Source organism: Pseudocitrobacter vendiensis, from assembly GCF_943590815.1.
Classification (GTDB): domain Bacteria; phylum Pseudomonadota; class Gammaproteobacteria; order Enterobacterales; family Enterobacteriaceae; genus Pseudocitrobacter; species Pseudocitrobacter vendiensis.
Genome location: NZ_CALSBS010000001.1, coordinates 148,824 through 173,948, shown reverse-complemented (window position 1 = coordinate 173,948; position 25,125 = coordinate 148,824). Strand labels below are relative to the sequence as shown.

Genomic DNA, 25,125 nt, shown 5'->3' with positions numbered 1-25,125 from the left:
CCTGCATTAAGATCCATAACGTAAACGAAGGGCCTCCGGCCAGGGGTCGAAATAGCGTTGTGTGGCGAGATAAGTATCGGGAAATTCTGCCATATAGTGTTTGAGCAGCGTAACGGGCGCAAGCAGCGGCTGCGTGGCCAGACGGTAGCCCTCAATCAGGCTTGAAAGCTCCTGGCGCTGGCGGCTGTTAAGCCGTTTACGGAAATAACCCTGCACGTGCATCAGCACATTGGTGTGATTACGCCGGGTGGCCGGAATAGAAAGCAGGTTCATCAGCCGCTGGCGATAAGCAATAAACCACGCGTCGAGCGATTCCCACTCATGTAACGTGGCGACAAAACGGCCCAGTTCGCGGTAATCAGGCTGTGAATGGGCCAACAGTGAGAGTTTGTAGCGGCTGTGATAAGCAATCAGTTTGCCGCGCGTGAGGCCTTCTTCGCGCAGGCTGTTCAGTTCATGCAGCGCGTATATGCGCTCGACAAAGTTTTCGCGCAACACCGGATCGTGCAACCGCCCATCCTCCTCCACGGGTAGCCACGGAAAGCGCGCCATCAGCGCTTCGGTGTAAATACCGCGCCCGGCTTTACGGTTGTTTTTGCCGTCCGCCTCGTAAATACGCACTCGCTCCATACCGCAGCTGGGTGATTTTGCGCAGACGATATAGCCACAAAGCCTATCGAAAGATTCTATGCGTTGCGCGCTGAAGTCGCGCATAGCCTGGGTTAAATCACCTTCCCTGCCATCACTAAAACGCAGTGCAACCTCGTCTTGCGCCGCCTTCACCAGCCGTAACGCCGGGCGCGGCACAGGTAAGCCTATTGCCATCTCCGGGCAAACCGGCTCGAAACGCACCCACGGCGATAACTCTTCCACCGCAAAGGGCAAACGCTTATGGCCGCCGTCAAAACGGACGGGCTCACCTAACAGACAGGCGCTGATGCCAACGGGGATTTTCTTTTGCATACTGACTCCTTACATCCTTTCTGTAAGTGTAGCCAGCTGGCATAAAAAAACCGCCGTCAAATGACGGCGGTTCTCGTTGAAAAGTCTTATTTACAGGCTGTGCAGCGATTAGTAGAAGTCGCTCGCTGCTTTTTCGGCCTGATCCATCCACACCGGCTTATCGCTGGTTTTCGACCAGACGCGATGCAGATAGCTGTAAAAACGTGCGCGATCTTTCCAGAACAGCATGATCGGCAGGGCAATGACGCCAGCCGCCACGGCGAAAGTACGACGCAAAATGACAATATGCGCTGGATATTCTTTATACAGTTCCATAATTCTCTCCCCTTACACTTCATCCTTCAAGCTGCCTCTGCGTTGGCTGCGCTTGCTCACCCCAGTCACGTACATTTGTACGCTCCTGGGGATTCACGCGCTTGCCGCCTTGATGCAACTTGAAAGATTTTGTGTTCGTTGGCTGGCAATAAACGCCATAAAAATGAATCTCAGTAATCTGGCTAAAATAATACCGCTTTGACTGTAATTTTACTACTCATCCGACCACTTATTTTTGGTTATTTAAGTTTAATTTACATTCACACTGTAACTAAGTTACAAAAAAGTTAAATTAATACTAACCATGAGTTAAATCATGGTCTTTGCCATTTTTATACTTTTTTTACACCCCTCCCCCTGATTTTTGCGAAATCTTTGCACCGAAAATCCTACCGTTAATCCAATCACTTAATGTGTTGGAGGTGGGTTGTGACTACAGGCGTAATAGCCGGCATGGTGCTGGTGTTCCTGTTACTGGCGTATCTGGTGTACGCCCTGCTGAATGCGGAGGCGTTCTGATGGCCGCTCAGGGATTTTTACTTATCGCCAGTTTCTTAGTCGTTCTGTTCATACTGGCGCGCCCGTTAGGCAAAATACTGGCGGGCATGATCGCCAACGAACCACTGCGCGGTGAAGCCGTACTGTGGCGAACGCTGGGGATTTCGACCGACGAAATGAGCTGGCAGCGGTATGCGCTCGCCATTCTGCTGCTCAACCTTTGCGGACTGGTCGCCCTGTTCGCGCTGCTGATGCTCCAGGGCGTGCTGCCGTTTAATCCGCAGGGGTTCCCGGGGCTCTCCTGGCATCTGGCGCTGAACACAGCCGTCAGCTTTGTCACCAATACCAACTGGCAATCCTACGGCGGGGAAACCACGCTCAGTTATCTCAGCCAGATGGCGGGCCTGACCGTGCAAAACTTCCTGTCGGCAGCGAGCGGTATCGCGGTGCTTTTCGCCCTCGCCCGCGCATTTGCCCGCCAGCGCGTAACGACGCTCGGGAACGCATGGGTCGATCTTGTGCGCATCACATTGTGGGTACTGCTGCCGTTATCGCTGCTGGTCGCGCTGATCTTTATTCAGCAAGGCACGCTGCAAAACCTGCTGCCGTATCAGCACATCACCACGCTGGAAGGCATTAGCCAGCAACTGCCGATGGGGCCGGTCGCCTCACAGGAAGCGATCAAAATGATCGGCACCAACGGCGGCGGTTTCTTCAACGCTAACTCATCGCACCCGTTTGAAAACCCGACGGCGCTGACGAATTTTGTGCAGATGCTGGCGATCTTCTTGATCCCTGCTGCGCTTTGCTTCGCTTTTGGTGAAGTGGTGAACGACAAACGCCAGGGCCGCGCGATTCTGTGGGCAATGAGCATCATCTTTGTCATTTGCGTCGCGGTAGTGATGTGGGCGGAAACCAAAGGCAACCCGCACCTGATGGCGCTGGGCGCAGACAGCAATCTTAACCTGGAAGGGAAAGAGAGCCGCTTTGGCATTCTTGCCAGCAGCCTGTATGCGGTGGTGACTACGGCGGCATCCTGCGGTGCGGTCAACGCAATGCATGACTCGTTTACCGCCCTTGGCGGCATGGTGCCGATGTGGTTGATGCAAATCGGTGAAGTGGTGTTTGGCGGTGTCGGCTCCGGGCTGTATGGCATGTTGCTGTTCGTTCTGCTGGCGGTGTTCATCGCCGGGCTGATGATTGGCCGTACGCCAGAGTATCTGGGTAAAAAAATCGACGTGCCTGAAATGAAAATGACCGCGCTGGCGATTCTGGTGACGCCGACGCTGGTATTGCTCGGCACCGCACTGGCGATGATGACCGACGCCGGGCGCAGCGGCATGCTCAATCCAGGCACCCACGGCTTTAGCGAAGTGCTTTACGCCGTTTCCTCTGCGGCAAACAACAACGGCAGCGCCTTTGCAGGATTAAGCGCCAACACACCGTTCTGGAACTGCCTGCTGGCGTTTTGCATGTTGCTGGGCCGTTTTGCGGTGATTGTGCCCGTGCTGGCCATCGCCGGGTCGCTGGTGAACAAAAAAATCCAGCCCACCACGCCCGGCACGCTTGCCACTCACGATGCGCTGTTTATCGGCCTGCTGATTGGCACCGTGCTGCTGGTCGGTGCCCTGACCTTTATTCCCGCCCTGGCGATTGGCCCGGTCGCGGAACATCTTTCCCTGTTTTAAGCATTGCGGAGTATGTGTTTATGAGTCGCAAGCAACTGGCGCTGTTTGACCGCAAACTGGTTGGGCAGGCGATTACCGACGCCATTAAAAAACTGAGCCCGACCATTCAGTGGCGCAACCCGGTGATGTTTATCGTTTGGATTGGCAGCGTGCTGACCACCGTGATGAGCCTCGCGATGGCGACCGGGCACATGCCGGGTAACGCGTTGTTTAGCGGCGCGATCGCCCTGTGGCTGTGGTTTACGGTGCTGTTCGCCAACTTCGCCGAAGCGATGGCGGAAGGCCGCAGCAAGGCACAAGCTAACAGCCTGAAGAGCGTGCAGAAAACCGCCTTCGCCCGCAAACTTCGCGCCCCGCAGCACGGGGCCGAAATGGACCACGTACCGTCTGATGAACTGCGCAAAGGTGACGTGGTGCTGGTTGAAGCCGGTGACATCATTCCCTGCGATGGCGAAGTGATTGAAGGCGGCGCGTCGGTGGATGAAAGCGCCATCACCGGGGAATCGGCACCCGTTATTCGTGAATCCGGCGGCGATTTCGCGTCGGTGACGGGCGGTACGCGTATTCTCTCCGACTGGCTGGTGATCCGCTGTAGTGTGAACCCGGGCGAAACCTTCCTTGACCGCATGATCGCCATGGTCGAAGGCGCGCAGCGTCGTAAAACCCCCAACGAAGTGGCGCTGACGATTCTGCTGGTCGCCCTGACGATAGTCTTCCTGCTGGCGACCGCCACCCTGTGGCCCTTCTCCACCTGGGGCGGTAAACCGGTGAGCGTGATCGTGCTGATAGCTCTGCTGGTGTGTCTGATCCCAACCACCATCGGCGGCCTGCTGTCGGCCATCGGCGTCGCCGGGATGAGCCGCATGCTGGGCGCTAACGTAATTGCCACCAGCGGCCGCGCGGTAGAAGCCGCAGGCGACGTCGATGTATTGCTGCTGGATAAAACCGGCACCATTACCCTCGGCAACCGCCAGGCATCGCAATTTTTACCGGCTAACGGCGTGGATGAGAGCACGCTTGCCGACGCCGCGCAGCTCTCGTCGCTGGCCGATGAAACGCCCGAAGGCCGCAGCATCGTGGTGCTCGCCAAACAGCGTTTTGGCCTGCGCGAGCGCGACGTTCAGCAGTTACACGCCACCTTTGTGCCCTTTACCGCGCAAACCCGCATGAGCGGTATTAACATTGATAACCGCATGATCCGTAAAGGTTCAGTGGATGCTATTCGTCGCCACGTTGAAAGTAACGGTGGGCAATTCCCGGCGGATGTCGAGCATCTGGTAGACGGCATTGCGCGTCAGGGTTCAACGCCGCTGGTGGTAGTAGAAGGCGCGAAAGTCCTTGGGGCGATTGCCCTGAAAGATATCGTAAAAGGGGGCATTAAAGAGCGTTTTGCGCAACTGCGCAAAATGGGTATCAAGACGGTGATGATCACCGGCGATAACCGCCTGACCGCCGCCGCGATTGCCGCCGAAGCGGGCGTCGATGATTTTCTCGCCGAAGCGACGCCGGAAGCCAAGCTGGCGCTGATTCGCCAGTATCAGTCCGAGGGGCGCATGGTGGCGATGACCGGCGACGGCACCAACGATGCCCCGGCGCTGGCGCAGGCTGACGTCGCTGTGGCGATGAACTCCGGCACCCAGGCGGCGAAAGAAGCCGGCAACATGGTGGATCTCGATTCCAACCCGACCAAGCTGATTGAAGTGGTGCATATCGGTAAACAGATGCTGATGACCCGCGGCTCACTTACCACCTTCAGCATCGCTAACGATGTAGCGAAATACTTCGCCATTATTCCGGCGGCATTTGCCGCAAGCTGGCCACAACTGGGTGTGCTGAACATTATGCATCTGCATTCACCGGATTCAGCGATTCTGAGCGCGGTGATTTTCAACGCCCTGATCATCGTTTTTCTGCTACCGCTGGCGCTGAAAGGCGTGAGTTATCAGCCTCTTTCCGCTTCTGCCATGCTGCGTCGTAACCTGTGGATTTACGGCCTGGGCGGCCTGATTGTGCCGTTTATCGGCATTAAAGCTATCGATCTGTTACTGACTCTGTTTGGTCTGGTGTGAGGTACACAATGTCTCTGCTTCGTCCTGCTGTTGTGATTTTTCTTTTTCTGGCGCTTATCACGGGCGGCGCTTACCCGTTGCTGACCACCGCGCTCGGCCAGTGGTGGTTCCACGATCGGGCCAACGGTTCGCTGATTATTGAGGGCAATGAGGTTCGCGGTTCCACGCTGATTGGGCAAAACTTTACCCAACCTGGCTATTTCCACGGTCGCCCCTCTGCCACGTCAGACATGCCCTACAACCCGATGGCGTCGGGCGGCAGTAATCTGGCTGCGAGCAATCCGGCGCTGGATGACGTAATTCGCGCGCGCGCGGCGCAACTGCGAGCTGCCAACCAGGATGCCCCGGCAGTCGTTCCCACGGAACTGGTGACGGCCTCCGCCAGCGGGCTTGATTACGGCCTGACACCGGAAAGCGTGCGCTGGCAAGTGCCGCGTGTCGCCAAGGCGCGTCACGTCTCAGTTGAATGGCTCAATCAACAAATTGATGCCGCCACGCAGAAACCGCTGCTCGGTTTTCTCGGCCAACCTGTGGTAAATATTGTTGAGCTGAATATGGCATTGGATGCCCACAAGGATAACTGATGATGACCGACGAGCCGCAACGCCCAAACCCGGATCGCCTGCTGGAGCAGACGGCCTCCTCGCATCGCGGAAAGCTGAAGATTTTCTTCGGTGCCTGTGCGGGGGTGGGCAAAACCTGGGCGATGCTGGCGGAGGCACAGCGTCTGCGGACGCAGGGGCTGGATATCCTGGCGGGCGTGGTGGAAACCCACGGACGTAAAGAGACGGCGGAAATGCTTAAAGGCCTGGCGCTGCTACCGCAAAAACGCCTCGCCTGGCAGGGCCGTTATCTGCATGAGTTTGACCTGGATGCCGCCCTCGCCCGCCGCCCGGCGCTGGTCCTGATGGATGAACTGGCGCACAGCAACGCGCCCGGTTCGCGTCATCCCAAACGCTGGCAGGATATCGACGAACTTCTGGAAGCCGGAATCGACGTCTTTACTACTGTTAATGTCCAGCATCTGGAAAGCCTTAACGATATCGTCAGCGGCGTCACCGGCATTCAGGTGCGCGAAACAGTGCCCGACCCGTTCTTTGATGCCGCTGATGAAGTCGTACTGGTGGATCTGCCTCCGGATGATTTACGCCAGCGGCTGAACGAAGGCAAAGTCTATATCGCCGGGCAGGCCGAACGCGCTATCGAGAATTTTTTCCGTAAAGGGAATCTCATCGCCCTGCGTGAACTGGCTCTGCGCCGTACAGCGGACCGCGTGGATGAACAAATGCGCGCCTGGCGCGACACGCAGGGGCAGGAAAAAGTCTGGCATACCCGCGACGCGATCCTGCTTTGTGTTGGACACCATACGGGCAGTGAAAAACTGGTGCGCACCGCCGCACGTCTGGCGGCGCGTTTAGGCAGCGTCTGGCATGCCGTATATGTAGAAACACCGACGCTACATCGCCTGCCGGAGGCACAGCGCCGCGCAATCCTCAGTTCACTCCGTCTGGCGCAGGAGCTGGGCGCGGAAACCGCCACCCTTTCCGATCCCTCGGAAGAAAAAGCGGTGATCCGCTACGCGCGTGAGCATAACCTTGGCAAAATTGTGATCGGCAGGCAGGAAAAGCGTCACTGGTGGAGCGGCGAGCGCTTCGGCGAGCGCCTGGCACGCCATGCGCCGGATCTCGATCTGCTGGTCGTTGCAATGGACGAAAAGCCCGAACCGCTACCTTCATCAACCCGCGATCCGCGTAGCTTCTTTGAGAAATGGCAGGTGCAAATCCGTGGCTGCGCGGTGGCATTTGCCCTTTGTGCCGCCATCACGCTTATCGCGGCGCAGTGGTTGATGGCGTTCGACGCCGCCAACCTGGTGATGCTCTATCTGCTCGGCGTGGTGATCGTCGCCCTCTTCTATGGCCGCTGGCCCTCGGTGCTGGCGACGTTTATCAACGTGATCAGCTTCGATCTCTTCTTTATTGCCCCGCGCGGTACGTTGGCGGTGTCTGATGTGCAATACCTTCTGACCTTTGGCGTGATGCTAACTGTGGGGCTGGTGATTGGCAACCTGACCGCTGGTGTACGCTATCAGGCGCGCGTGGCGCGCTATCGCGAACAGCGCACCCGTCATCTGTACGAGATGTCGAAAGCCCTGGCAGTGGGACGCAGTGCCGAAGATATCGCCCGCACCTGCGAGCAGTATATTCAGTCTACCTTTCATGCCCGCAGCCAGGTGCTGCTTCCCGATGAAAACGATAAGCTCACGCCGTCCACACAGCAGGATGGCCTGACACCGTGGGATGATGCGATTGCGCGCTGGAGCTTCGATAAAGGCCTTCCCGCCGGAGCGGGCACCGATACCTTGCCAGGCGTGCCGTATCAGATCCTGCCGCTAAAAAGCGCCAGCAAAACGCTGGGGCTGGTGGTGGTCGAACCGCTTAACTTGCGCCAGTTGATGATCCCTGAGCAGCAGCGTTTACTGGAGACATTCACACTACTGGCCGCGAGCGCGCTGGAACGGCTGGCGTTGACCGCCAGTGAAGAACAGGCGCGTTTTGCCAGCGAACGGGAAAGTTTACGCAACTCGCTGCTGGCCGCGCTTTCCCATGATTTGCGCACGCCCCTGACAGTGCTGTTTGGTCAGGCGGAAATTCTGACGCTCGATCTCGCCAGCAGCGGCTCACCCTACGCCCCGCAGGCCAATGAAATTCGCCAGCATGTGCTCAACACCACACGGCTGGTGAATAATTTGCTCGATATGGCGCGCATTCAGTCCGGCGGCTTCAATCTCAATAAAGAGTGGCTGACACTGGAAGAAGTGGTCGGCAGCGCGCTGCGTATGCTGGAACCCGGCCTGAACGGGCAACAGATTGCGCTGTCGCTTCCCGACCCGCTGATGTTAATTCACGTCGATGGCCCACTCTTTGAGCGCGTGCTCATCAACTTGCTGGAGAACGCAGTGAAGTACGCCGGATCGCAAGCTAAAATTGGTATTAACGCCAGCGAGCAAAATCATCAGCTCTGTATCGATATCTGGGACAGTGGACCGGGTATTACCCCTGGTCAGGAAACGCGAATTTTTGATAAATTCTCACGCGGGAATAAAGAATCTGCCATTCCCGGCGTCGGGCTGGGGCTGGCGATTTGCCGGGCCATTGTCGATATTCATGGCGGCACGCTTTCAGCCAGCAACCGCCCTGAAGGTGGTGCCTGTTTTCGTGTTACACTTCCGCTGGAGTCTCCACCGGAACTTGAAGAATTTCATGAGGATATGTGACCAGCGTTCTGATTGTTGAAGATGAACAAGCCATCCGCCGTTTTCTGCGCACCGCGCTGGAGGCCGAAGGGCTGCGCGTATTTGACGCTCAAACGTTGCAACGTGGGTTACTTGAAGCGGCGACGCGCAAACCCGATCTGGTTATCCTCGATCTCGGCTTACCCGACGGCGACGGTATCGATTTCATCCGGGATTTTCGCCAGTGGAGCGCTACGCCGGTGATAGTGCTTTCCGCACGCAGCGAAGAGCACGACAAAATCGCCGCGCTGGATGCAGGCGCGGATGATTATCTCAGCAAACCGTTTGGCATCGGTGAGTTGCAGGCGCGCCTGCGCGTCGCACTACGCCGCCACGCCACTACCCAGCCCAACGACCCGCTGGTGACGTTCTCTGATGTGCAGGTCGATCTCGCCGCTCGCCGCATTGTGCGAGGCGGTGAAGAGGTGCATCTCACGCCTATCGAATTTCGCCTGCTGGCGGAATTGCTCAATAACCCGGGGAAAGTCCTGACTCAACGTCAGTTGCTGAATCACGTCTGGGGGCCTAATGCGGTGGAACATAGCCATTATCTGCGCATTTATATGGGGCATATTCGGCAAAAACTGGAAGCCGACCCGGCACGGCCAAAACATTTCCTGACGGAGACGGGAATTGGTTATCGTTTTATGCTTTAAATAAATAGTTATTTCCATCCCATAGAAATAAAACACTAAATATATTCTATGGGGTAATTCCACAGTATTACCCCATGGAATTACCCACTCATTATTTCTGTTTTTTTATCGAGCAAGCTCACAAAAAAACACTACTTTAGCCGTGCATCACGCCATTAATTATTGATAACATCCCACCGACAGTTAATCTGCGACGTCGTGATCACCTTCAGGGAACAGGCAAGTTTAAGGCTTGCTGAACTAACGTTATTAAGGCAAAAGGACATCATGAAAAAATTAAAAATTGCCCTGGGCAAGGCTTGCCCGCAGGCGTTCATCACAACCCGCGAGTTCACCCCACTCGACACCGCAAACTTTGTCGATGTTGCTGCCGTCGTTCTGAGTTATGCTGAACTCAATGATGAAATATTGAATCGCATTAACCTTACTGGATATTCACTACCAATCTTCGTCACAATAGCGCCCACACAGAATATCCATGAAAAATACCTGGCATCTATTACAGCTATTTTCTCAGAAAACCCAGAAGATGCTGAATATCAAGGAAGGCAACTTGAAACCGCGGCACTGAAATATGAAAGCAATATTCTCCCTCCTTTCTTTCATGTGCTCGTCGATTACGTTGAACAAGGTAACAGCGCCTTCGATTGTCCCGGGCATCAGGGAGGGCAATTCTTCCGTCGTCATCCTGCGGGGAATCTGTTCGTCGACTATTTTGGTGAAACGCTTTTCCGCTCAGACTTGTGTAACGCCGATGTCGCGATGGGCGATCTGCTCATTCATGAAGGGGCGCCCTGTACTGCCCAGCAACATGCGGCAAACGTGTTCAACGCCGACAAAACCTACTTCGTGCTAAATGGGACCTCCTCATCGAACAAAGTGGTACTGAACGCTCTGCTCACACCAGGCGATTTAGTACTCTTCGATCGCAATAACCATAAATCCAACCACCACGGCGCACTGCTTCAAGCCGGTGCGACGCCCGTTTATCTGGAAACCACGCGTAATCCTTACGGCTTTATCGGCGGAATTGACGCTCACTGCTTCGAAGAGAGTTACCTGCGTGAATTAATCGCTGAAGTGGCTCCCGCTCGTGCGCAGGAAAAGCGACCTTTCCGTCTGGCTATTATTCAGTTAGGAACCTACGACGGCACAATTTACAACGCGCGTCAGGTTGTCGACAAAATTGGCTCCCTGTGCGACTACATCCTTTTTGACTCGGCCTGGGTTGGCTATGAACAATTTATTCCGATGATGGCTGATTGCTCGCCGCTGCTGCTTAAGCTCAACGAAAATGACCCGGGGATACTGGTAACTCAGTCGGTGCATAAACAACAGGCCGGGTTCTCACAAACATCGCAAATTCACAAAAAAGACAGCCACATTAAAGGGCAGCCGCGCTACGTTCCACATAAACGCCTGAACAACGCCTTTATGATGCATGCTTCCACCAGCCCGTTCTATCCACTGTTCGCAGCACTGGACGTCAACGCGCAGATGCACAAAGGTGAAAGTGGGAAAAAAATGTGGATGGATTGCGTGAAAAATGGCATCGAAGCGCGCAAATTGATTCTTAGCCGTTGCCGCCACATTCGCCCGTTTGTGCCACAGACAATCGACTCTAAGCCATGGCAAAGCTGGGATACTGACGTTATCGCCAACGATCTGCGTTTCTTCCATTTTGTACCCGGTGAACGCTGGCACGCCTTTGAAGGCTATGCCGATCATCAGTACTTTGTTGACCCCTGCAAACTGCTGCTCACCACGCCGGGTATCAACACACAAACCGGCGAGTACGAAGCGTTTGGCGTACCGGCGACCATTCTGGCGAACTTCTTGCGTGAAAATCACGTTGTACCGGAAAAATGCGACCTGAACTCGATTTTGTTCCTGATGACGCCAGCAGAAGACCTGCCAAAACTGCAACAACTGGTTGCACTGCTGGAGCGTTTTGAACAATTACTTGAGGAAGATGCTCCGCTTGCTGACGTATTACCGTGCCTGTACAAACAGCATCAGCAGCGTTACTTCGGATATACCCTACGCCAGCTCTGCCAGGAAATGCACGATCTCTACGCCCGTAATAACGTTAAACAACTGCAAAAGGAGATGTTCCGCAAAGCCCATCTACCGCGCGTGGTAATGAGCCCTCAGGAAGCCAACTATGCCTATCTTCGTGGGCAGGTGGATTTAGTGTCTCTGCGTAATGCCGAGGGACGCATTGCGGCTGAAGGCGCACTTCCTTACCCACCGGGCGTGTTGTGCGTCGTACCTGGCGAAATTTGGGGTGGCGCGGTGCTGAACTATTTTGCCGCGCTGGAAGAAGGTATCAATCTGCTGCCGGGCTTCGCGCCAGAATTACAGGGGGTTTATATCCAGGAACATGACGGCCGCAAAGAGGTGTGGTGTTACGTGATTAAAGAGAGTTAATTGCACGACACGCCATTATAAAAGGAGCCTTTCGGCTCCTTTAGATGACTGACAAAGTGCGCTTTGCTCATGCCGGATGCGGCGTAAACGCCTTATCCGGCCAACAAAATAGTGCAAATTCACTATATTGCATAACCCTGTAGGCCTGATAAGCGTAGCGCATCAGGCAATGTTGCGTTTGTAATCAGTCACCAATAAAAAAGGAGCCTTGCGGCTCCTTTTTTATTTCTTCGCTTTTACGCGTTTTTCAGCACTTCACTGACAATCTCAACCGCTTCTTTCTCAATCTGCTTGCGGTGTTCTTCGCCGAGGAAGCTTTCGCAGTAGATTTTATACGCGTCTTCCGTGCCTGACGGACGTGCGGCGAACCAGCCGTTGTCGGTCATCACTTTCAGACCGCCGATGGATGCGCCGTTACCCGGTGCCGCCGTCAGACGTGCGGTGATCGGATCGCCTGCCAGCGTGCTGGCGCTCACCATCTCTGGGGAGAGTTTAGACAATGCCGCTTTCTGCGCAGACGTCGCCCCCGCCTGCAAACGGTTGTAGCTTGGCGCACCGAAGCGTTTTGCCAGTTCGTTGTAATGCTCTTGCGGGTTCTTACCTGTAACGGCGGTGATTTCCGCTGCCAGCAGGCACATGATGATGCCGTCTTTATCGGTGGACCATGGGGTACCATCGAAGCGCAGGAAAGAAGCCCCGGCGCTCTCTTCGCCGCCAAAACCGAAGCTGCCGTCAAACAGGCCATCCACGAACCATTTGAAGCCCACCGGTACTTCCACCAGCTTGCGGCCCAGATCGTTAACTACACGGTCGATCATTGCGGAAGACACCAGCGTTTTACCTACGGCGACGTCTTTGCCCCACTGCGGACGGTGCTGGAACAGGTAGTTGATGGCAACCGCCAGATAGTGGTTCGGATTCATCAGGCCCGCAGGCGTGACGATACCGTGACGGTCGTAGTCCGGGTCGTTGGCGAACGCGAGGTCAAACTTATCGCGCAGCGCCAGCAGGCCCGCCATCGCGCACTCGGAGGAGCAGTCCATGCGGATTGCGCCATCTTTGTCGAGATGCATAAAGCGGAAAGTCTGGTCAACCTGGTCGTTAACGATGGTCAGATTCAGCTTGTAGTATTCGCCGATACGTTTCCAGTATTCGATACCGGAACCCCCCAGCGGATCGACGCCCAGCGTCAGGCCCGCTTTCTGGATAGCCGCCATATCGACGATATCCGCCAGCCCTTCGATGAACGGCTGAACCAGGTCCATCTCTTTCACATGACCGGACGCCAGCGCGGCTTCCAGAGAAATACGTTTTACGCCTTTCAGGCCATCGGCCAACAGCGCATTGGCGCGATCTTCCACTACTTTGGTGACGTTAGTATCGGCCGGGCCACCGTTAGGCGGGTTGTATTTGATACCGCCATCTTCCGGCGGGTTGTGAGACGGCGTAATCACAATACCGTCAGCCAGTGGGCCACCCTTTTTGTTGTGGACCAGAATCGCATTCGACACAGCAGGCGTCGGCGTAAAGCCGTTATTTTCCTGCACAATGACATCCACACCGTTTGCCGCGAGCACTTCGAGCACCGAGATAAACGCCGGTTCAGAGAGCGCGTGGGTATCTTTACCGACGAAGCAAGGACCGGTAATGCCGTTTTTCGCACGATCTTCGGCGATAGCCTGCGCGATCGCCAGAATATGAGGTTCATTAAAACTCTGGCGCGCCGCACTACCACGGTGTCCGGAAGTACCGAACTTCACTGCATGCTCTGCGTTACCCACTTCCGGTTTCAGCACGTAGTACTGAGACGTCAGTTGGGCGACGTTAATCAAATCACTCTGTTGTGCAGGTTGGCCCGCACGGTTATGGATTGCCATTGCTTGATCCTTCTTATGCAAGGGTTAGATTGTGCCGCATACCTTTTCGATTAATTCAGCGGGGAACTGCATAAATTGCATAATGTGTTCCACCATACTGCATTTACGACCGTTGTTGGTATTCGTAATCACCCAATATGGGGTTTCCGGTACCTGTTTCGGTTTAGTCTGATTACCGTTTTTCAGCAGGGTTTGCTCATTGGCGGCAAAGTAGACACGCGTACGCCCGTGAAGCGATTCCGTCGCCTCGGCAAACGCGTTGTTATCCAGTTTGTAGAGCGTCGTCAGGATCAGCATAAAGCGATTGACGGCTTTTTTCTGCTCAGCGTATTCGTCAGAGAGCAGCAGTTCACGCATAGCACGAACTTTGTCTTTCGCGGTTTTAACCGGTTTTACCTCGGCAACTGGAGCAACCTGAGCAGGCGCAACTTCAGTTTTGGCAACCGGAGCAGCAACAACAGGTTGTGATGCGGCGGTAAACTTCAGCATCCGCCGTAAAATGTCAGATGCGCTCTCGCCAATGTGCAGTGTGTGGGCGGCAATATAGCGATAGAGTTCGTCATCAACTTCGATCGTTTTCATCTTAATCCAGTGCAATTATTTTTCTGAATACAAGTTGCTGGGATTATATGTTCAAAACCCAACAGCGGATAGCGTCATACCAGGATAGCGGCAAAAATGGGATAAAAATCGTATCTTGCCCCTGAACGTGAGAATGTCCAACATAATACCCTAACCCGACAGAGCGAAAAAAAGAACTTTGCTATGAAATTGAATACCCGAGCGCAAACTGCACAAAACCTGCACAATAATTCCCCCATTCTGCTCGTTCACGGCCTTTTTGGCAGCCTGGACAACCTCGGCGTGCTGGCGCGCGACCTGGTGACCGACCACGATATTCTGCAAGTGGATATGCGTAACCATGGTCTTTCTCCGCGAGCAAACGAAATGACCTACCCGGCGATGGCCCAGGATCTGCTGGATACCCTCGACGCCCATAACATCGAGAAAGCCACGGTGATTGGTCACTCGATGGGCGGCAAAGCGGTGATGGCCCTGACCGCGCTGGCCCCGGAACGCATCGATAATCTGGTCGCCATTGATATCGCGCCGGTGGACTACCAGGTGCGACGACACGATGAGATTTTTGCGGCAATTAACGCGGTCACCAGCGCGGGGGTCTCCTCGCGCCAGCAGGCTGCAACCGTGATGCGCGAATATTTAGCCGAAGAAGGCGTGATTCAATTTCTGCTGAAGTCGTTTGTCGACGGCGAGTGGCGCTTCAACGTACCGGTCCTGTGGGATCAGTACCCGCACATCGTCGGCTGGGAGACGATTCCGGCGTGGGATCATCCGGCACTGTTTATCCCCGGCGGAAATTCCCCTTATGTTACCGAAACTTACCGTGACGACCTGCTCTCGCAATTCCCGCAGGCACGCGCACACGTCATTGCAGGCGCTGGTCACTGGGTGCATGCAGAAAAACCGGACGCGGTGCTGCGCGCTATTCGTCGATATTTAGCAGACTGATTAAAAACTCAACGACCGCGCGCCATTATGGCCGTGGTCGTTGGCGTGTCGGTTGCGGTGATGTATGATTGCGCGCTGTCTGCACCGGGCGTTTCCCGGTAGCTTGTTTCCCCGAAGTCACTCTGAACCATGGCAAAAGAACAAACGGACCGCACGACAATTGATTTGTTCGCAAATGAGCGTCGGCCGGGAAGACCCAAAACCAATCCGCTTTCGCGTGACGAACAGCTGCGCATCAATAAGCGTAATCAATTAAAACGCGATAAAGTTCGCGGCCTGAAGCGTGTCGAACTGAAACTCAATAGCGATGCGGTAGATGCCCTGAACGAACTGGCAACCGCGCGCGATATGAGTCGCAGTGAGCTTATCGAAGAGATTCTGATGAGCCAGTTAGCCCTGCTTCGCGCGCAGGAAAAGCTCTGAAAATTTCATAAAATCCCGCTTTCATGTAGCAGAGTGTGCAGTCCGGTACGATTGCTGATTCCGCACCCTTCTCTGTTCTGCTATGATTGCCCTTATCTGTGGGCAATACGCCACCACCATATCATTAAGTTTCAAGAGGTTATTTAACTCATGGCAATCGTTGGCATTTTCTTTGGTAGCGACACCGGCAATACCGAAAATATCGCAAAAATGATTCAGAAACAGCTTGGTAAAGACGTTGCCGACGTGCATGACATTGCCAAGAGCAGCAAAGAAGACCTGGCTGCATTCGACATTCTGCTGCTGGGTATCCCTACCTGGTACTACGGTGAAGCGCAGTGCGACTGGGATGATTTCTTCCCGACGCTGGAAGAAGTTGATTTCAATGGCAAACTGGTTGCACTGTTCGGCTGCGGCGACCAGGAAGACTATGCGGAATACTTCTGTGATGCGCTGGGCACTATTCGCGACATCATTGAACCGCGCGGTGCAACCATCGTCGGCCATTGGCCAACAGCCGGTTACCACTTCGAGGCCTCTAAAGGCCTGGCTGATGACGATCACTTCGTGGGTCTGGCTATTGATGAAGATCGTCAGCCGGAACTGACCGCTGAACGTGTAGAAAAATGGGTTAAACAGGTCTCCGAAGAGCTGCATCTGGAAGAGATCAAAAACGCCTGATGTTTGTTGCGGTGTGATTGTTAAATCACACCGCATTAATAGGTAAAAGCAATCAAAATAATAGCTACAATTTTTTAACTTTTGAGCGCAAATCTGTACAATATCTTCTGAATTTAGCGAGTTTGCTGGTCAAGCCTCGTTTTCGAAATCTTTATTCGCCTGGGTCTTGCTGTTTTCATTTAGAAGGCGTCATTCTATAATGAGACGCATTACACTCGGTGCACTCTCTGTGATACTTCCGCGTTTGGAAGTCAATCGTTTAGCAACAGGACAGATTCCGCATGACTGACAACAATACCGCATTAAAGAAGGCTGGCCTGAAAGTCACACTTCCCCGGTTAAAGATCCTGGAAGTGCTTCAGGAACCAGACAATCACCATGTCAGCGCGGAAGACTTATATAAACGCCTGATCGACATGGGTGAAGAGATTGGTCTGGCGACCGTCTATCGTGTTCTGAACCAGTTTGATGATGCGGGCATCGTAACGCGCCATAATTTTGAAGGCGGTAAGTCCGTTTTCGAACTGACTCAACAACACCATCACGATCACCTGATCTGCCTCGACTGCGGCAAGGTTATCGAATTCAGCGATGATTCCATCGAAGCTCGCCAGCGTGAAATTGCCGCAAAACACGGTATCCGCTTAACCAACCACAGCCTGTACCTGTATGGTCACTGCGCTGAAGGCGATTGCCGCGAAGATGAACACGCGCACGATGGCGTAGAGAAGTAATTTTCACACTGAAATGACAAAACCAGCTTACGGGCTGGTTTTTTATGGTGGTCTATGGCTTCATTTCCATCACCATCCGCAGAAAATTGTCCCGTCCTTCATGCTCTCGCGTAGGATCCCAGGCCATCGCAATTTCCCACCCCACTTTGACATTAGCCAGTTCGACCATTTTTACCCCGGCGGGCAGAACGTTACAGATACTCTCAGGCAAAAAGGCAATACCGTTACCGCCACCGATCAGCGCCAGTAAAGAATGCATATCGTCGGAAACGGATACCGCATGCACATCGGGAAACTGCTCGGCGAGGATGATGCGAACCTGCTCAGCCAGACACGGCGCGGCGTGCGTACTCAGTCGTAATAACGGATAGTGTTCAACAAGATGATGTAACCCTTCTTTTACAGACGCATTCGCGGGAACGGCAAGCACCAGACGCTCCTGTTTAATCACAAAATGTGACAGAGGCGGCAGAACGGGCAGCCGCAAGAAACCAATATGCAGCGCTCCTTCGAGCAGCATTCGGCACTGCACACTTGAAGGAATGTTGTTGAGCGAGACGGTGACATCAGGAAAACGCGCCTGAAAAGTATTAATCCATTGCGGCGTAAGAGAATATGTCGATAGCCCAAACCCGAGGGCGAGTTTGGCTGTCGCCCCCCGTTTGATATCCCCGGCAAATTTCCGCAATTCGCGGTAACGCACCAGAAATTCGCACGCCTCGGGATAGAACAATTTTCCCTGAGGTGTCAACGTTGCGCCATGACGTCCGCGGGTAAAAAGCACCAAATTCAAATCGTGCTCCAACGCCTGGATCTGTTTGCTTAACGCAGGCTGAGTGATACACAACGCATCTGCAGCGGCATGGTAATTCCCCTGCTCCGCGAGCGTAACAAATGCCTGTAGTCGGCGATTTTCCATTCCCGTTTTTTATCCCTGCGCGAAAAAATAGCATTATACATAGCCTCTGTTTCAACCGATTATCCATAAAAAGTCACAGGATGTTTTCAGAAGATACAGGGGGAAAAATGACTCAAGCGATGCCCGTACTGACTGCTGTCCTTTTTGATATGGATGGCGTGTTGATCGATTCTAACCTCGTGATTGAAAAGGCATGGAGGGAGGCAGGCAAGCTTTATAACCGGGATATCAGCGATGCGGATATTGCCCGGCACATTCATGGTCAGCCGGGGCCACATACGATTCACGCATTATTCAACGATCTTTCCCTGCAAGATCAGGCGTTCGTTCAGCAGTACATTATCGATGCAGAAAATAATGCAGATTACGATCCCATTAAGGGCGTTGCCGAGTTTATTACAGCCCTACACCATGCAGGGATCACAATCGGTATCGTCACCAGCGGCTGGCGCAAGAAAATCGATCGTGTCATTCATATGCTGGGCGCAGACGATGCTATTTCAACCGTTGTCGAACGTGATGACGTCGAAAGAGGAAAACCGTGGCCTGATCCCTATTTATTGGCGGCAACGCGGCTGGGGATCACACCAGATAAGGCATTAGTTTTTGAAGATTCCCACAGCGGGATCACCTCCGCTGTCAGCGCGGGTACGTACTGCGTTGGCGTCGGTAGCGAGGCGTTACAAAACGGTGGTCCGGAGTGTGCCGTAATCGATTTCAGTCACCTTCAATGGCACACCGATGAGGCAGGACAATTCGTCTTATCGCTTCGACCTGGGAATACGATAATGTTGATACCCGCTTAGTTTGCACATTCATGCAGCCGTGCCCGACAAGCAAGCTTATCGGGCACGTTATCTTAACGGGGAGTATTATTACTGCGAATTTCCTGCCAGATTAACCCGCAATCTTTCTTCACAGCCTGATCGTTACCGGTTTTTCTCGCCAGAATGCACGCCTGGTAATCGCTTACCCGCACAGTTTCCTGATTAGCAAACTGCTGATGCGCCTTCTCCTGCTTCAGCACGTTCAGCACCTGCTGGCAGGCTTCGATTTTTTCCGGCGAGCCTTCCGCGGTGTTGATACAGGCACTATAGGCATCTTTTAAACGCGTATCTTCTTTCGGTGCTTCAGACTGGGCGCAACCTGCCAGCGTCGCGACCAGCGCAGCAATCATCACTGTTTTTTTCATATTATTAGCCTTATACGACACGGCGGGCGCTGTGGCCCGCCGGTATGCTTATCAGAAGATGGTGAACGGTGCGATAACCATGAATTTCACGTCGCGCTCATCCTGGAAGATGTTGCCGTAACCGCCGCTCCAGCTCGGGATATCGGAGTGGTTGTCGTACTGGGTGAAGTGCAATTTGAACAGGGTGCCTTTCGCGCGGCCTTCCTGTACGGTGTACGCCACGTCAAAGCTGTAAGAAGACTCTTCGATAGTTTTGTTTTTGTCGTAGTACGCGTCCGGGTTGATCTGCCAGGTAGACGGTTTGGCATCCCAGGCGTAAACGTATGATGCGCCCACAGCCCAGCCCGGCAGGTTCCAGTTCTTCAGGTCATACATCGCGCCGAAGAACACCGCTTTTTCGCCGTTGGCGTTGAAGTCAGAACGGTTATCCCACCAGATATCCAGACGACCGTTTGAGGAGGCGTAGGTTGGGGTCATACGCTGTAAGAAGAAGCCCTGCTGGCCTTCTGCCTTAACCCAGGTCCCTTCCAGGCGCAGGTCAACCTGACCCACTTTGTAACCGAAGGTGAGTGCCTGCAGCCAGGCAGTGCCGTCGTAAATGTCGTTTACGCTGCGATCGTCTACTTTATCGCGAGTACCGTAGAACTGATAGCTGGTAGACAGCGGGCTACCGGCGATATCAAATTTGTAGCTGGCTTTGGCGAAGTATTGATCGACATAGCCTTCCGCCTGACCAAATGCCGCTTCCAGCACCAGGTCATTTTTGAAGTCATATTTCATACCGATGGAGTGCAGATAATCGACTTTCGTGCGCTTATCGTTCTGGTAGAAATTATCCATTTCGATATGCCATGGGGCCTTATATTCATTGGTCCACATGTAGGAGAAGCTCAGCGCGCCAGCGTCGTCAAAATCAAAGTTCGCCCCGGCTTCTGCGCCCTGATAAGTACCCGGCATAAAGCTCCAGTGCGGCGCTAACAATGTTTGGCCGGTCGGCTGGATATAACCACCACGCGCCCAAACCGGGCCGTATTTAAATTTCGCCGCGGCTTTATAAAGGCTCACACCGCTTTTATCGCCGGAGTAATCTTCCGAGTAGCCTTTATTTTTAGACGAGAACGCAATTTCGTTCGGGTGACCACTTTCTGAGGATTCCGCCATTTCGATAGCGGTAAACGCCGCAATATCGAGGCCGAACATATCAGCAGCATAGCCGGACTGGAAATCGAGGTTGGCGTTCCAGGTAGAGTGAGAAAGGTTGGTTTTATATTTGTCGTTGTCGGTCACATCTTTACGGTCACGCTCACGCTGCCAGTAATAGATGCCGCCCGTTAACGTAGAGTCATCGATAAAGCCTGCTGCACTCGCCTGGGGAACAACCACCAGGCCCGACATTGCTGTGACACCGGCAATAGCCAGCGCCAGCGTACTACGTTTGCCACTGAACGTACGCATATGTGTATCCTCTTTGACTTTTAAAATGCCGCTGCAAAGCAGAGGCTAAAAATAAAAAACAGATAAAAAAGTAGCGTAGTGAAAAGCACCTTTTGCTACAGGATTAGATTATTTTTCGCGACGCGAATTATCAATCCTTTTTCGCAAGCAAAACGCAGGACTATGACAAAGCGCACATATTTCGTTGCGTCTTGTAACAAATGCGATTTATTAACATTAAGCGGCGCAATGCCTTATCTCATCAGGGGAAAATGTTAATAGCACAGGTTGCGAGGATGTATCCGGGCGAAATGATGCAAACGGGTGATGGCTGGATAAAAAAGATTAATTCGCATCGCGAATATGAGACAAAAAAACGCCGCGTGAGCGGCGTTTTTCACAAACAAGGGATTATTCGCCCGCTTTCGCCCAGGTATCACGCAGCCCAACGGTGCGGTTGAACACCAGTTTTTCTGCGGTAGCGTAGCGGCTGTCGAGGCAGAAGTAGCCTTCGCGCTCGAACTGATACGCTTTACCGGCAACAGCAGCTTTCAGAGACGGTTCAGCAAAGCCCTGCTTGATAACCAGCGAATCCGGGTTCATCACCGACAGGAAGTCATCTGCCGCACCTGGGTTCGGCACGCTGAACAGACGGTCATACAGGCGGATTTCAACCGGCAGCGCGTGTGCCGCACTCACCCAGTGGATAACACCTTTTACTTTACGGCCATCAGCCGGGTCTTTGCTCAGGGTATCGGCATCGTAAGTACAGAAGATGGTGGTGATATTGCCTTCTGCATCTTTCTCTACGCGTTCTGCTTTAATCACATAAGCATTGCGCAGACGCACTTCTTTACCCATCACCAGACGCTTGTACTGTTTATTGGCTTCTTCGCGGAAGTCAGCGCGATCGATCCAGATTTCACCGCTAAACGGTACTTCACGGCTGCCCATTTCCGGTTTGTTCGGATGGTTCGGCATGGTGACCATTTCGCCTTCACCCTGATAGTTTTCGATAACCAGTTTCACCGGATCGATAACCGCCATTGCGCGCGGGGCATTTTCGTTGAGATCTTCACGAATGCAGGATTCCAGCGACGCCATCTCAATGGTGTTGTCCTGCTTGGTCACGCCGATGCGTTTGCAGAACTCACGGATAGCTGCAGCGGTGTAACCACGACGACGCAGACCAGAGATGGTCGGCATACGCGGGTCATCCCAGCCTTCAACGTGTTTTTCCATGACAAGCTGGTTCAGCTTACGCTTGGACATCACGGTGTATTCCAGATTCAGGCGCGAGAATTCGTACTGGCGCGGATGAACCGGAATAGAGATGTTATCGAGAACCCAGTCATATAGGCGACGGTTGTCCTGGAATTCCAGGGTACACAGGGAGTGCGTAATGCCTTCCAGCGCATCGCTGATGCAATGGGTGAAGTCGTACATCGGGTAGATGCACCACTTGTTGCCAGTCTGGTGGTGATCGGCAAATTTAATACGGTACAGCACCGGATCGCGCATGACGATGAACGGCGACGCCATGTCGATTTTCGCGCGCAGGCAGGCTTTACCTTCTTCAAAACCGCCGGTACGCATTTTCTCGAACAGCGCCAGGTTTTCTTCGACGCTACGGTCGCGGAACGGGCTGTTTTTACCCGGCGCAGTCAGAGTGCCGCGGTATTCGCGGATCTCTTCCGGCGACAGTTCATCAACATAGGCCAGGCCTTTGTTGATCAGTTCAACGGCGTACTGGTGCAGTTGATCAAAATAGTCTGAGGAGTAGTGAATATCACCGGCCCAGTGAAAACCTAACCACTCGACGTCGTGCTTGATAGACTCGACGTATTCGATATCTTCTTTTACCGGGTTAGTGTCATCAAAACGCAGGTTGCACAGGCCCTGATAGTCCTGCGCGACGCCAAAGTTCAGGCAGATCGATTTCGCATGGCCGATGTGCAGATAACCGTTCGGCTCAGGCGGAAAACGGGTATGGACTGTGGTGTGCTTCCCACTGGCCAGATCTTCATCGATGATCTGACGAATAAAGTTACTCGGGCGGGCTTCAGCCTCACTCATCGTGGATTCCTCAAAAGCGTAAATAACGTATAACTGCGTATGATCTTATAAGCCGGACGCAGAGACAACCCTTAACTTACAGAAAATGCGTCTTTGAAGAGGAATATGGGGATCATTTGCTGCAAAAAAAAGCGGCGGAGGAAAGTCCCCGCCGCTTAAGGCAATCGCGAACTCAGGAGCGATTATTTACCTTTAATTTCATACAGCGCTGTTTGCCCCGCAACGACATGACCCTGCGCCTTAATCACCAGGCCGCTGAAGTCGTCAATGTTGCTACAAACGACCGGGCTAATCATTGAACGCGCATTGGCGTTCAGGTAGTCGAGATCCATTTCCAGAACCGGCTGACCTGCTTTCACTTCCGCACCCTCTTCCACCAGGCGAGTAAAGCCGTGGCCGTTCAGCGCAACGGTATCGATCCCCATGTGGACAACGATCTCCGCGCCTTTCTCGGTTTCCAGGCAGAATGCATGGTTAGTGTTGAAGATTTTCACGATGGTGCCCGCCGCCGGGGAAACCACGGTTTTATCCGTTGGTTTAACCGCTACGCCGTCGCCTACCGCTTTGCTGGCAAAGGCTTCGTCTGGCACCGCTTCCAGCGCCACTACTTCACCAGTTACCGGGGAAACCAGCTCGGCAATCACCGTGCTGTTGTTCGGCACAGCCTGTGGCTTGGCCGCAGGCGCTGCTGCCGGTGCCGCAGTGGCTTCTGCCGCCGCAACCGGGCCGGTGGTTTTCATCGCGTTGGCGATTTTCTCTGCCACGAAGCCAACGATAATCTGCACGCTGGTTTTGTTCAGGCGAATCACACCGGATGCACCCAGACGTTTCGCCATTGCGTCGTTCACCAGAGAAGAGTCTTTCACGTTCAGACGCAGACGGGTGATACAGGCATCAATACCGGTCAGGTTGTCAGAACCGCCAATTGCGGCGATGTACTGACGCGCCAGGCCGGAAACATCCTGCTCTTTATCGCTACCTACATTCGTATCCTGACCATCCGCTTCGCTACCGGCAACCGCCAGCTCACGACCCGGGGTCATCAGGTTGAATTTGGTGATGGTGAAACGGAACACCACATAGTAGATAACGAAGAACACCAGGCCCTGCGGGATAAGCATCCACCAGTGTGTCGCCAGCGGGTTACGCGACGACAGCACCATATCCACCAGACCTGCGCTGAAGCCGAAACCGGCAATCCACTGCATGCTGGCCGCGATAAATACAGAGATACCGGTCAGGAAAGCGTGGATCACGTACAGTACCGGCGCCACAAACATGAAGGAGAATTCCAGCGGCTCGGTGATCCCGGTGAAGAATGCCGCGAAGGCACCCGCCATCATGATACCCAGCACTTTCGCTTTGTTCTCAGGACGCGCGCAGTGATAGATAGCCAGCGCCGCACCCGGCAGGCCGAACATCATGATTGGGAAGAAGCCCGCCTGATAACGACCGGTGATACCGACAACCGCTTTACCCGCTTCGATAGACTGTGCGCCACCGAGGAAGTTAGGAATGTCGTTAATGCCCGCCACGTCGAACCAGAATACGGAGTTCAGGGCGTGGTGCAGGCCAACCGGAATCAGCAGACGGTTGAAGAAGGCGTAAACGCCCGCGCCAACGGAGCCCAGTTTCTGAATGTGCTCACCGAAGTTCACCAGACCGTCGAAAATTACCGGCCAGATGTACATCAGAATAAAAGCGACCACGATCATCACAAACGAGGTCAGAATTGGCACCAGACGGCGACCGCTGAAGAACGACAGCGCCTTCGGCAGCTCAACGCTGCTGAAGCGGTTGTAGAGTTCTGCAGAGATAATACCGACCAGAATACCCACGAACTGGTTGCTGATCTTACCGAACGCCGCCGGAACCTGGTCCGCCGGGATCTTCTGGATCATCGCTACCGCCGCCGGAGAACACAGCGTGGTCAACACAAGGAAGCCCACAAAGCCGGTCAGCGCCGCAGCACCGTCTTTATCTTTGGACATCCCATAAGCCACACCAATGGCAAACAGGACGGACATGTTATCAATAATGGCCGAGCCAGACTTGATGAAGAACGCGGCGAGTGCGTTATCGCCCCCCCAACCAACAGGGTCGATCCAGTAACCAACCCCCATCAAAATTGCCGCCGCTGGCAGCGTGGCGACCGGCACCATCAGTGCACGACCGACCTTTTGTAAATAACCTAGAATACTCACTTTATTCCCCCTATGAGACCCCGTTAGGCTCACGCTTTGCTGTTTTTTTATAGTGTTACAACTGATAAGTACGACGAATTATTCATTGACATGTGGAGTGTGTGAAAAATTAATTCGTATCGCAAATTAAACACCCTTTTTTTG

Annotated in this window: 21 protein-coding genes; 12 read left to right on the top strand and 9 right to left on the bottom strand. The window is 53.8% G+C overall.

Going from position 1 to position 25,125, the window contains the following annotated elements:
• Positions 1 to 6: 6 nt before the first annotated feature.
• Together NMC31_RS00805 and NMC31_RS00800 are read right to left on the bottom strand one after the other, a co-directional pair.
• A complete protein-coding gene (locus NMC31_RS00805) occupies positions 7 to 963 on the bottom strand; it encodes a YbgA family protein (RefSeq protein WP_253896643.1) in 957 nt (318 codons plus the stop codon).
• 108 nt (positions 964 to 1,071) lie between these two features.
• Entirely contained in the window at positions 1,072 to 1,278 is a 207-nt protein-coding gene (locus NMC31_RS00800) for a YbfA family protein (RefSeq protein WP_149464416.1), read from the bottom strand.
• 453 nt (positions 1,279 to 1,731) lie between these two features.
• Here NMC31_RS00800 and kdpF point away from each other — a divergent pair, with 453 nt between their 5' ends.
• From kdpF to speF, 7 genes are all read left to right on the top strand, one after another.
• Entirely contained in the window at positions 1,732 to 1,797 is a 66-nt protein-coding gene (gene kdpF, locus NMC31_RS00795; protein WP_347794369.1) for a K(+)-transporting ATPase subunit F, read from the top strand.
• Positions 1,797 to 3,464, top strand: coding sequence for a potassium-transporting ATPase subunit KdpA (gene kdpA, locus NMC31_RS00790; RefSeq protein WP_253896642.1), 1,668 nt, complete (start codon positions 1,797 to 1,799; stop codon positions 3,462 to 3,464). Before kdpF ends, kdpA begins: the two co-directional genes overlap by 1 nt.
• Before the next feature lie 20 nt (positions 3,465 to 3,484).
• Entirely contained in the window at positions 3,485 to 5,533 is a 2,049-nt protein-coding gene (gene kdpB / locus NMC31_RS00785; protein ID WP_253896641.1) for a potassium-transporting ATPase subunit KdpB, read from the top strand.
• An 8-nt stretch (positions 5,534 to 5,541) separates the two neighbouring features.
• Positions 5,542 to 6,117 (top strand): potassium-transporting ATPase subunit KdpC, encoded by a 576-nt coding sequence (kdpC, locus tag NMC31_RS00780; protein WP_253896640.1) that lies wholly within the window; start codon positions 5,542 to 5,544, stop codon positions 6,115 to 6,117.
• Between the two features lie 2 nt (positions 6,118 to 6,119).
• A complete protein-coding gene (gene kdpD, locus NMC31_RS00775) occupies positions 6,120 to 8,807 on the top strand; it encodes a two-component system sensor histidine kinase KdpD (protein ID WP_253896809.1) in 2,688 nt (895 codons plus the stop codon).
• Complete coding sequence (gene kdpE, locus NMC31_RS00770; RefSeq protein WP_149464411.1) at positions 8,804 to 9,481, top strand: two-component system response regulator KdpE; 678 nt, start codon at positions 8,804 to 8,806, stop codon at positions 9,479 to 9,481. The genes kdpD and kdpE overlap by 4 nt, the downstream gene beginning before the upstream one ends.
• 267 nt (positions 9,482 to 9,748) lie before the next feature.
• On the top strand, positions 9,749 to 11,911 hold the full coding sequence (gene speF / locus NMC31_RS00765; RefSeq protein WP_253896639.1) for an ornithine decarboxylase SpeF: 2,163 nt from the start codon (positions 9,749 to 9,751) through the stop codon (positions 11,909 to 11,911).
• 236 nt (positions 11,912 to 12,147) lie between these two features.
• Here speF and pgm read toward each other — a convergent pair whose 3' ends face one another.
• Together pgm and seqA are read right to left on the bottom strand one after the other, a co-directional pair.
• Positions 12,148 to 13,788, bottom strand: coding sequence for a phosphoglucomutase (alpha-D-glucose-1,6-bisphosphate-dependent) (gene pgm / locus NMC31_RS00760; protein WP_253896638.1), 1,641 nt, complete (start codon positions 13,786 to 13,788; stop codon positions 12,148 to 12,150).
• A gap of 24 nt (positions 13,789 to 13,812) precedes the next feature.
• Positions 13,813 to 14,370 (bottom strand): replication initiation negative regulator SeqA, encoded by a 558-nt coding sequence (gene seqA, locus NMC31_RS00755; RefSeq protein WP_253896637.1) that lies wholly within the window; start codon positions 14,368 to 14,370, stop codon positions 13,813 to 13,815.
• A 183-nt stretch (positions 14,371 to 14,553) separates the two neighbouring features.
• On the opposite strand from seqA, the gene ybfF reads away from it, so the two are divergent.
• The 4 genes from ybfF to fur all read left to right on the top strand — a co-directional run bounded on the left by ybfF (position 14,554) and on the right by fur (position 17,156).
• Positions 14,554 to 15,318 carry an esterase gene (gene ybfF / locus NMC31_RS00750; protein WP_253896636.1) on the top strand — a complete coding sequence of 255 codons (765 nt, stop codon included), beginning with the start codon at positions 14,554 to 14,556 and terminating at the stop codon, positions 15,316 to 15,318.
• 129 nt (positions 15,319 to 15,447) lie between these two features.
• A complete protein-coding gene (ybfE, locus tag NMC31_RS00745) occupies positions 15,448 to 15,741 on the top strand; it encodes a LexA regulated protein (protein WP_149464406.1) in 294 nt (97 codons plus the stop codon).
• 150 nt (positions 15,742 to 15,891) lie between these two features.
• Entirely contained in the window at positions 15,892 to 16,422 is a 531-nt protein-coding gene (gene fldA, locus NMC31_RS00740) for a flavodoxin FldA (RefSeq protein WP_149464405.1), read from the top strand.
• A 281-nt stretch (positions 16,423 to 16,703) separates the two neighbouring features.
• Positions 16,704 to 17,156: a ferric iron uptake transcriptional regulator gene (gene fur / locus NMC31_RS00735; RefSeq protein ID WP_013367108.1), complete on the top strand. Its 453-nt coding sequence runs from the start codon at positions 16,704 to 16,706 to the stop codon at positions 17,154 to 17,156.
• A 52-nt stretch (positions 17,157 to 17,208) separates the two neighbouring features.
• Here fur and NMC31_RS00730 read toward each other — a convergent pair whose 3' ends face one another.
• Positions 17,209 to 18,075 (bottom strand): LysR family transcriptional regulator, encoded by an 867-nt coding sequence (locus NMC31_RS00730; RefSeq protein ID WP_253896635.1) that lies wholly within the window; start codon positions 18,073 to 18,075, stop codon positions 17,209 to 17,211.
• A 107-nt stretch (positions 18,076 to 18,182) separates the two neighbouring features.
• On the opposite strand from NMC31_RS00730, the gene NMC31_RS00725 reads away from it, so the two are divergent.
• On the top strand, positions 18,183 to 18,881 hold the full coding sequence (locus NMC31_RS00725; RefSeq protein WP_231828175.1) for an HAD family hydrolase: 699 nt from the start codon (positions 18,183 to 18,185) through the stop codon (positions 18,879 to 18,881).
• 53 nt (positions 18,882 to 18,934) lie between these two features.
• Here NMC31_RS00725 and chiQ read toward each other — a convergent pair whose 3' ends face one another.
• From chiQ to nagE, 4 genes are all read right to left on the bottom strand, one after another.
• Positions 18,935 to 19,288 (bottom strand): ChiQ/YbfN family lipoprotein, encoded by a 354-nt coding sequence (chiQ, locus tag NMC31_RS00720; RefSeq protein ID WP_495553252.1) that lies wholly within the window; start codon positions 19,286 to 19,288, stop codon positions 18,935 to 18,937.
• 30 nt (positions 19,289 to 19,318) lie between these two features.
• Positions 19,319 to 20,722 (bottom strand): chitoporin ChiP, encoded by a 1,404-nt coding sequence (gene chiP, locus NMC31_RS00715; protein ID WP_149464401.1) that lies wholly within the window; start codon positions 20,720 to 20,722, stop codon positions 19,319 to 19,321.
• 390 nt (positions 20,723 to 21,112) lie between these two features.
• The gene (glnS, locus tag NMC31_RS00710) at positions 21,113 to 22,777 is read right to left on the bottom strand and encodes a glutamine--tRNA ligase (protein ID WP_253896634.1); all 1,665 of its coding nucleotides are present in this window, start codon (positions 22,775 to 22,777) and stop codon (positions 21,113 to 21,115) included.
• Between the two features lie 182 nt (positions 22,778 to 22,959).
• Entirely contained in the window at positions 22,960 to 24,981 is a 2,022-nt protein-coding gene (nagE, locus tag NMC31_RS00705; protein WP_253896633.1) for an N-acetylglucosamine-specific PTS transporter subunit IIBC, read from the bottom strand.
• Between the last annotated feature and the right edge of the window lie 144 nt (positions 24,982 to 25,125).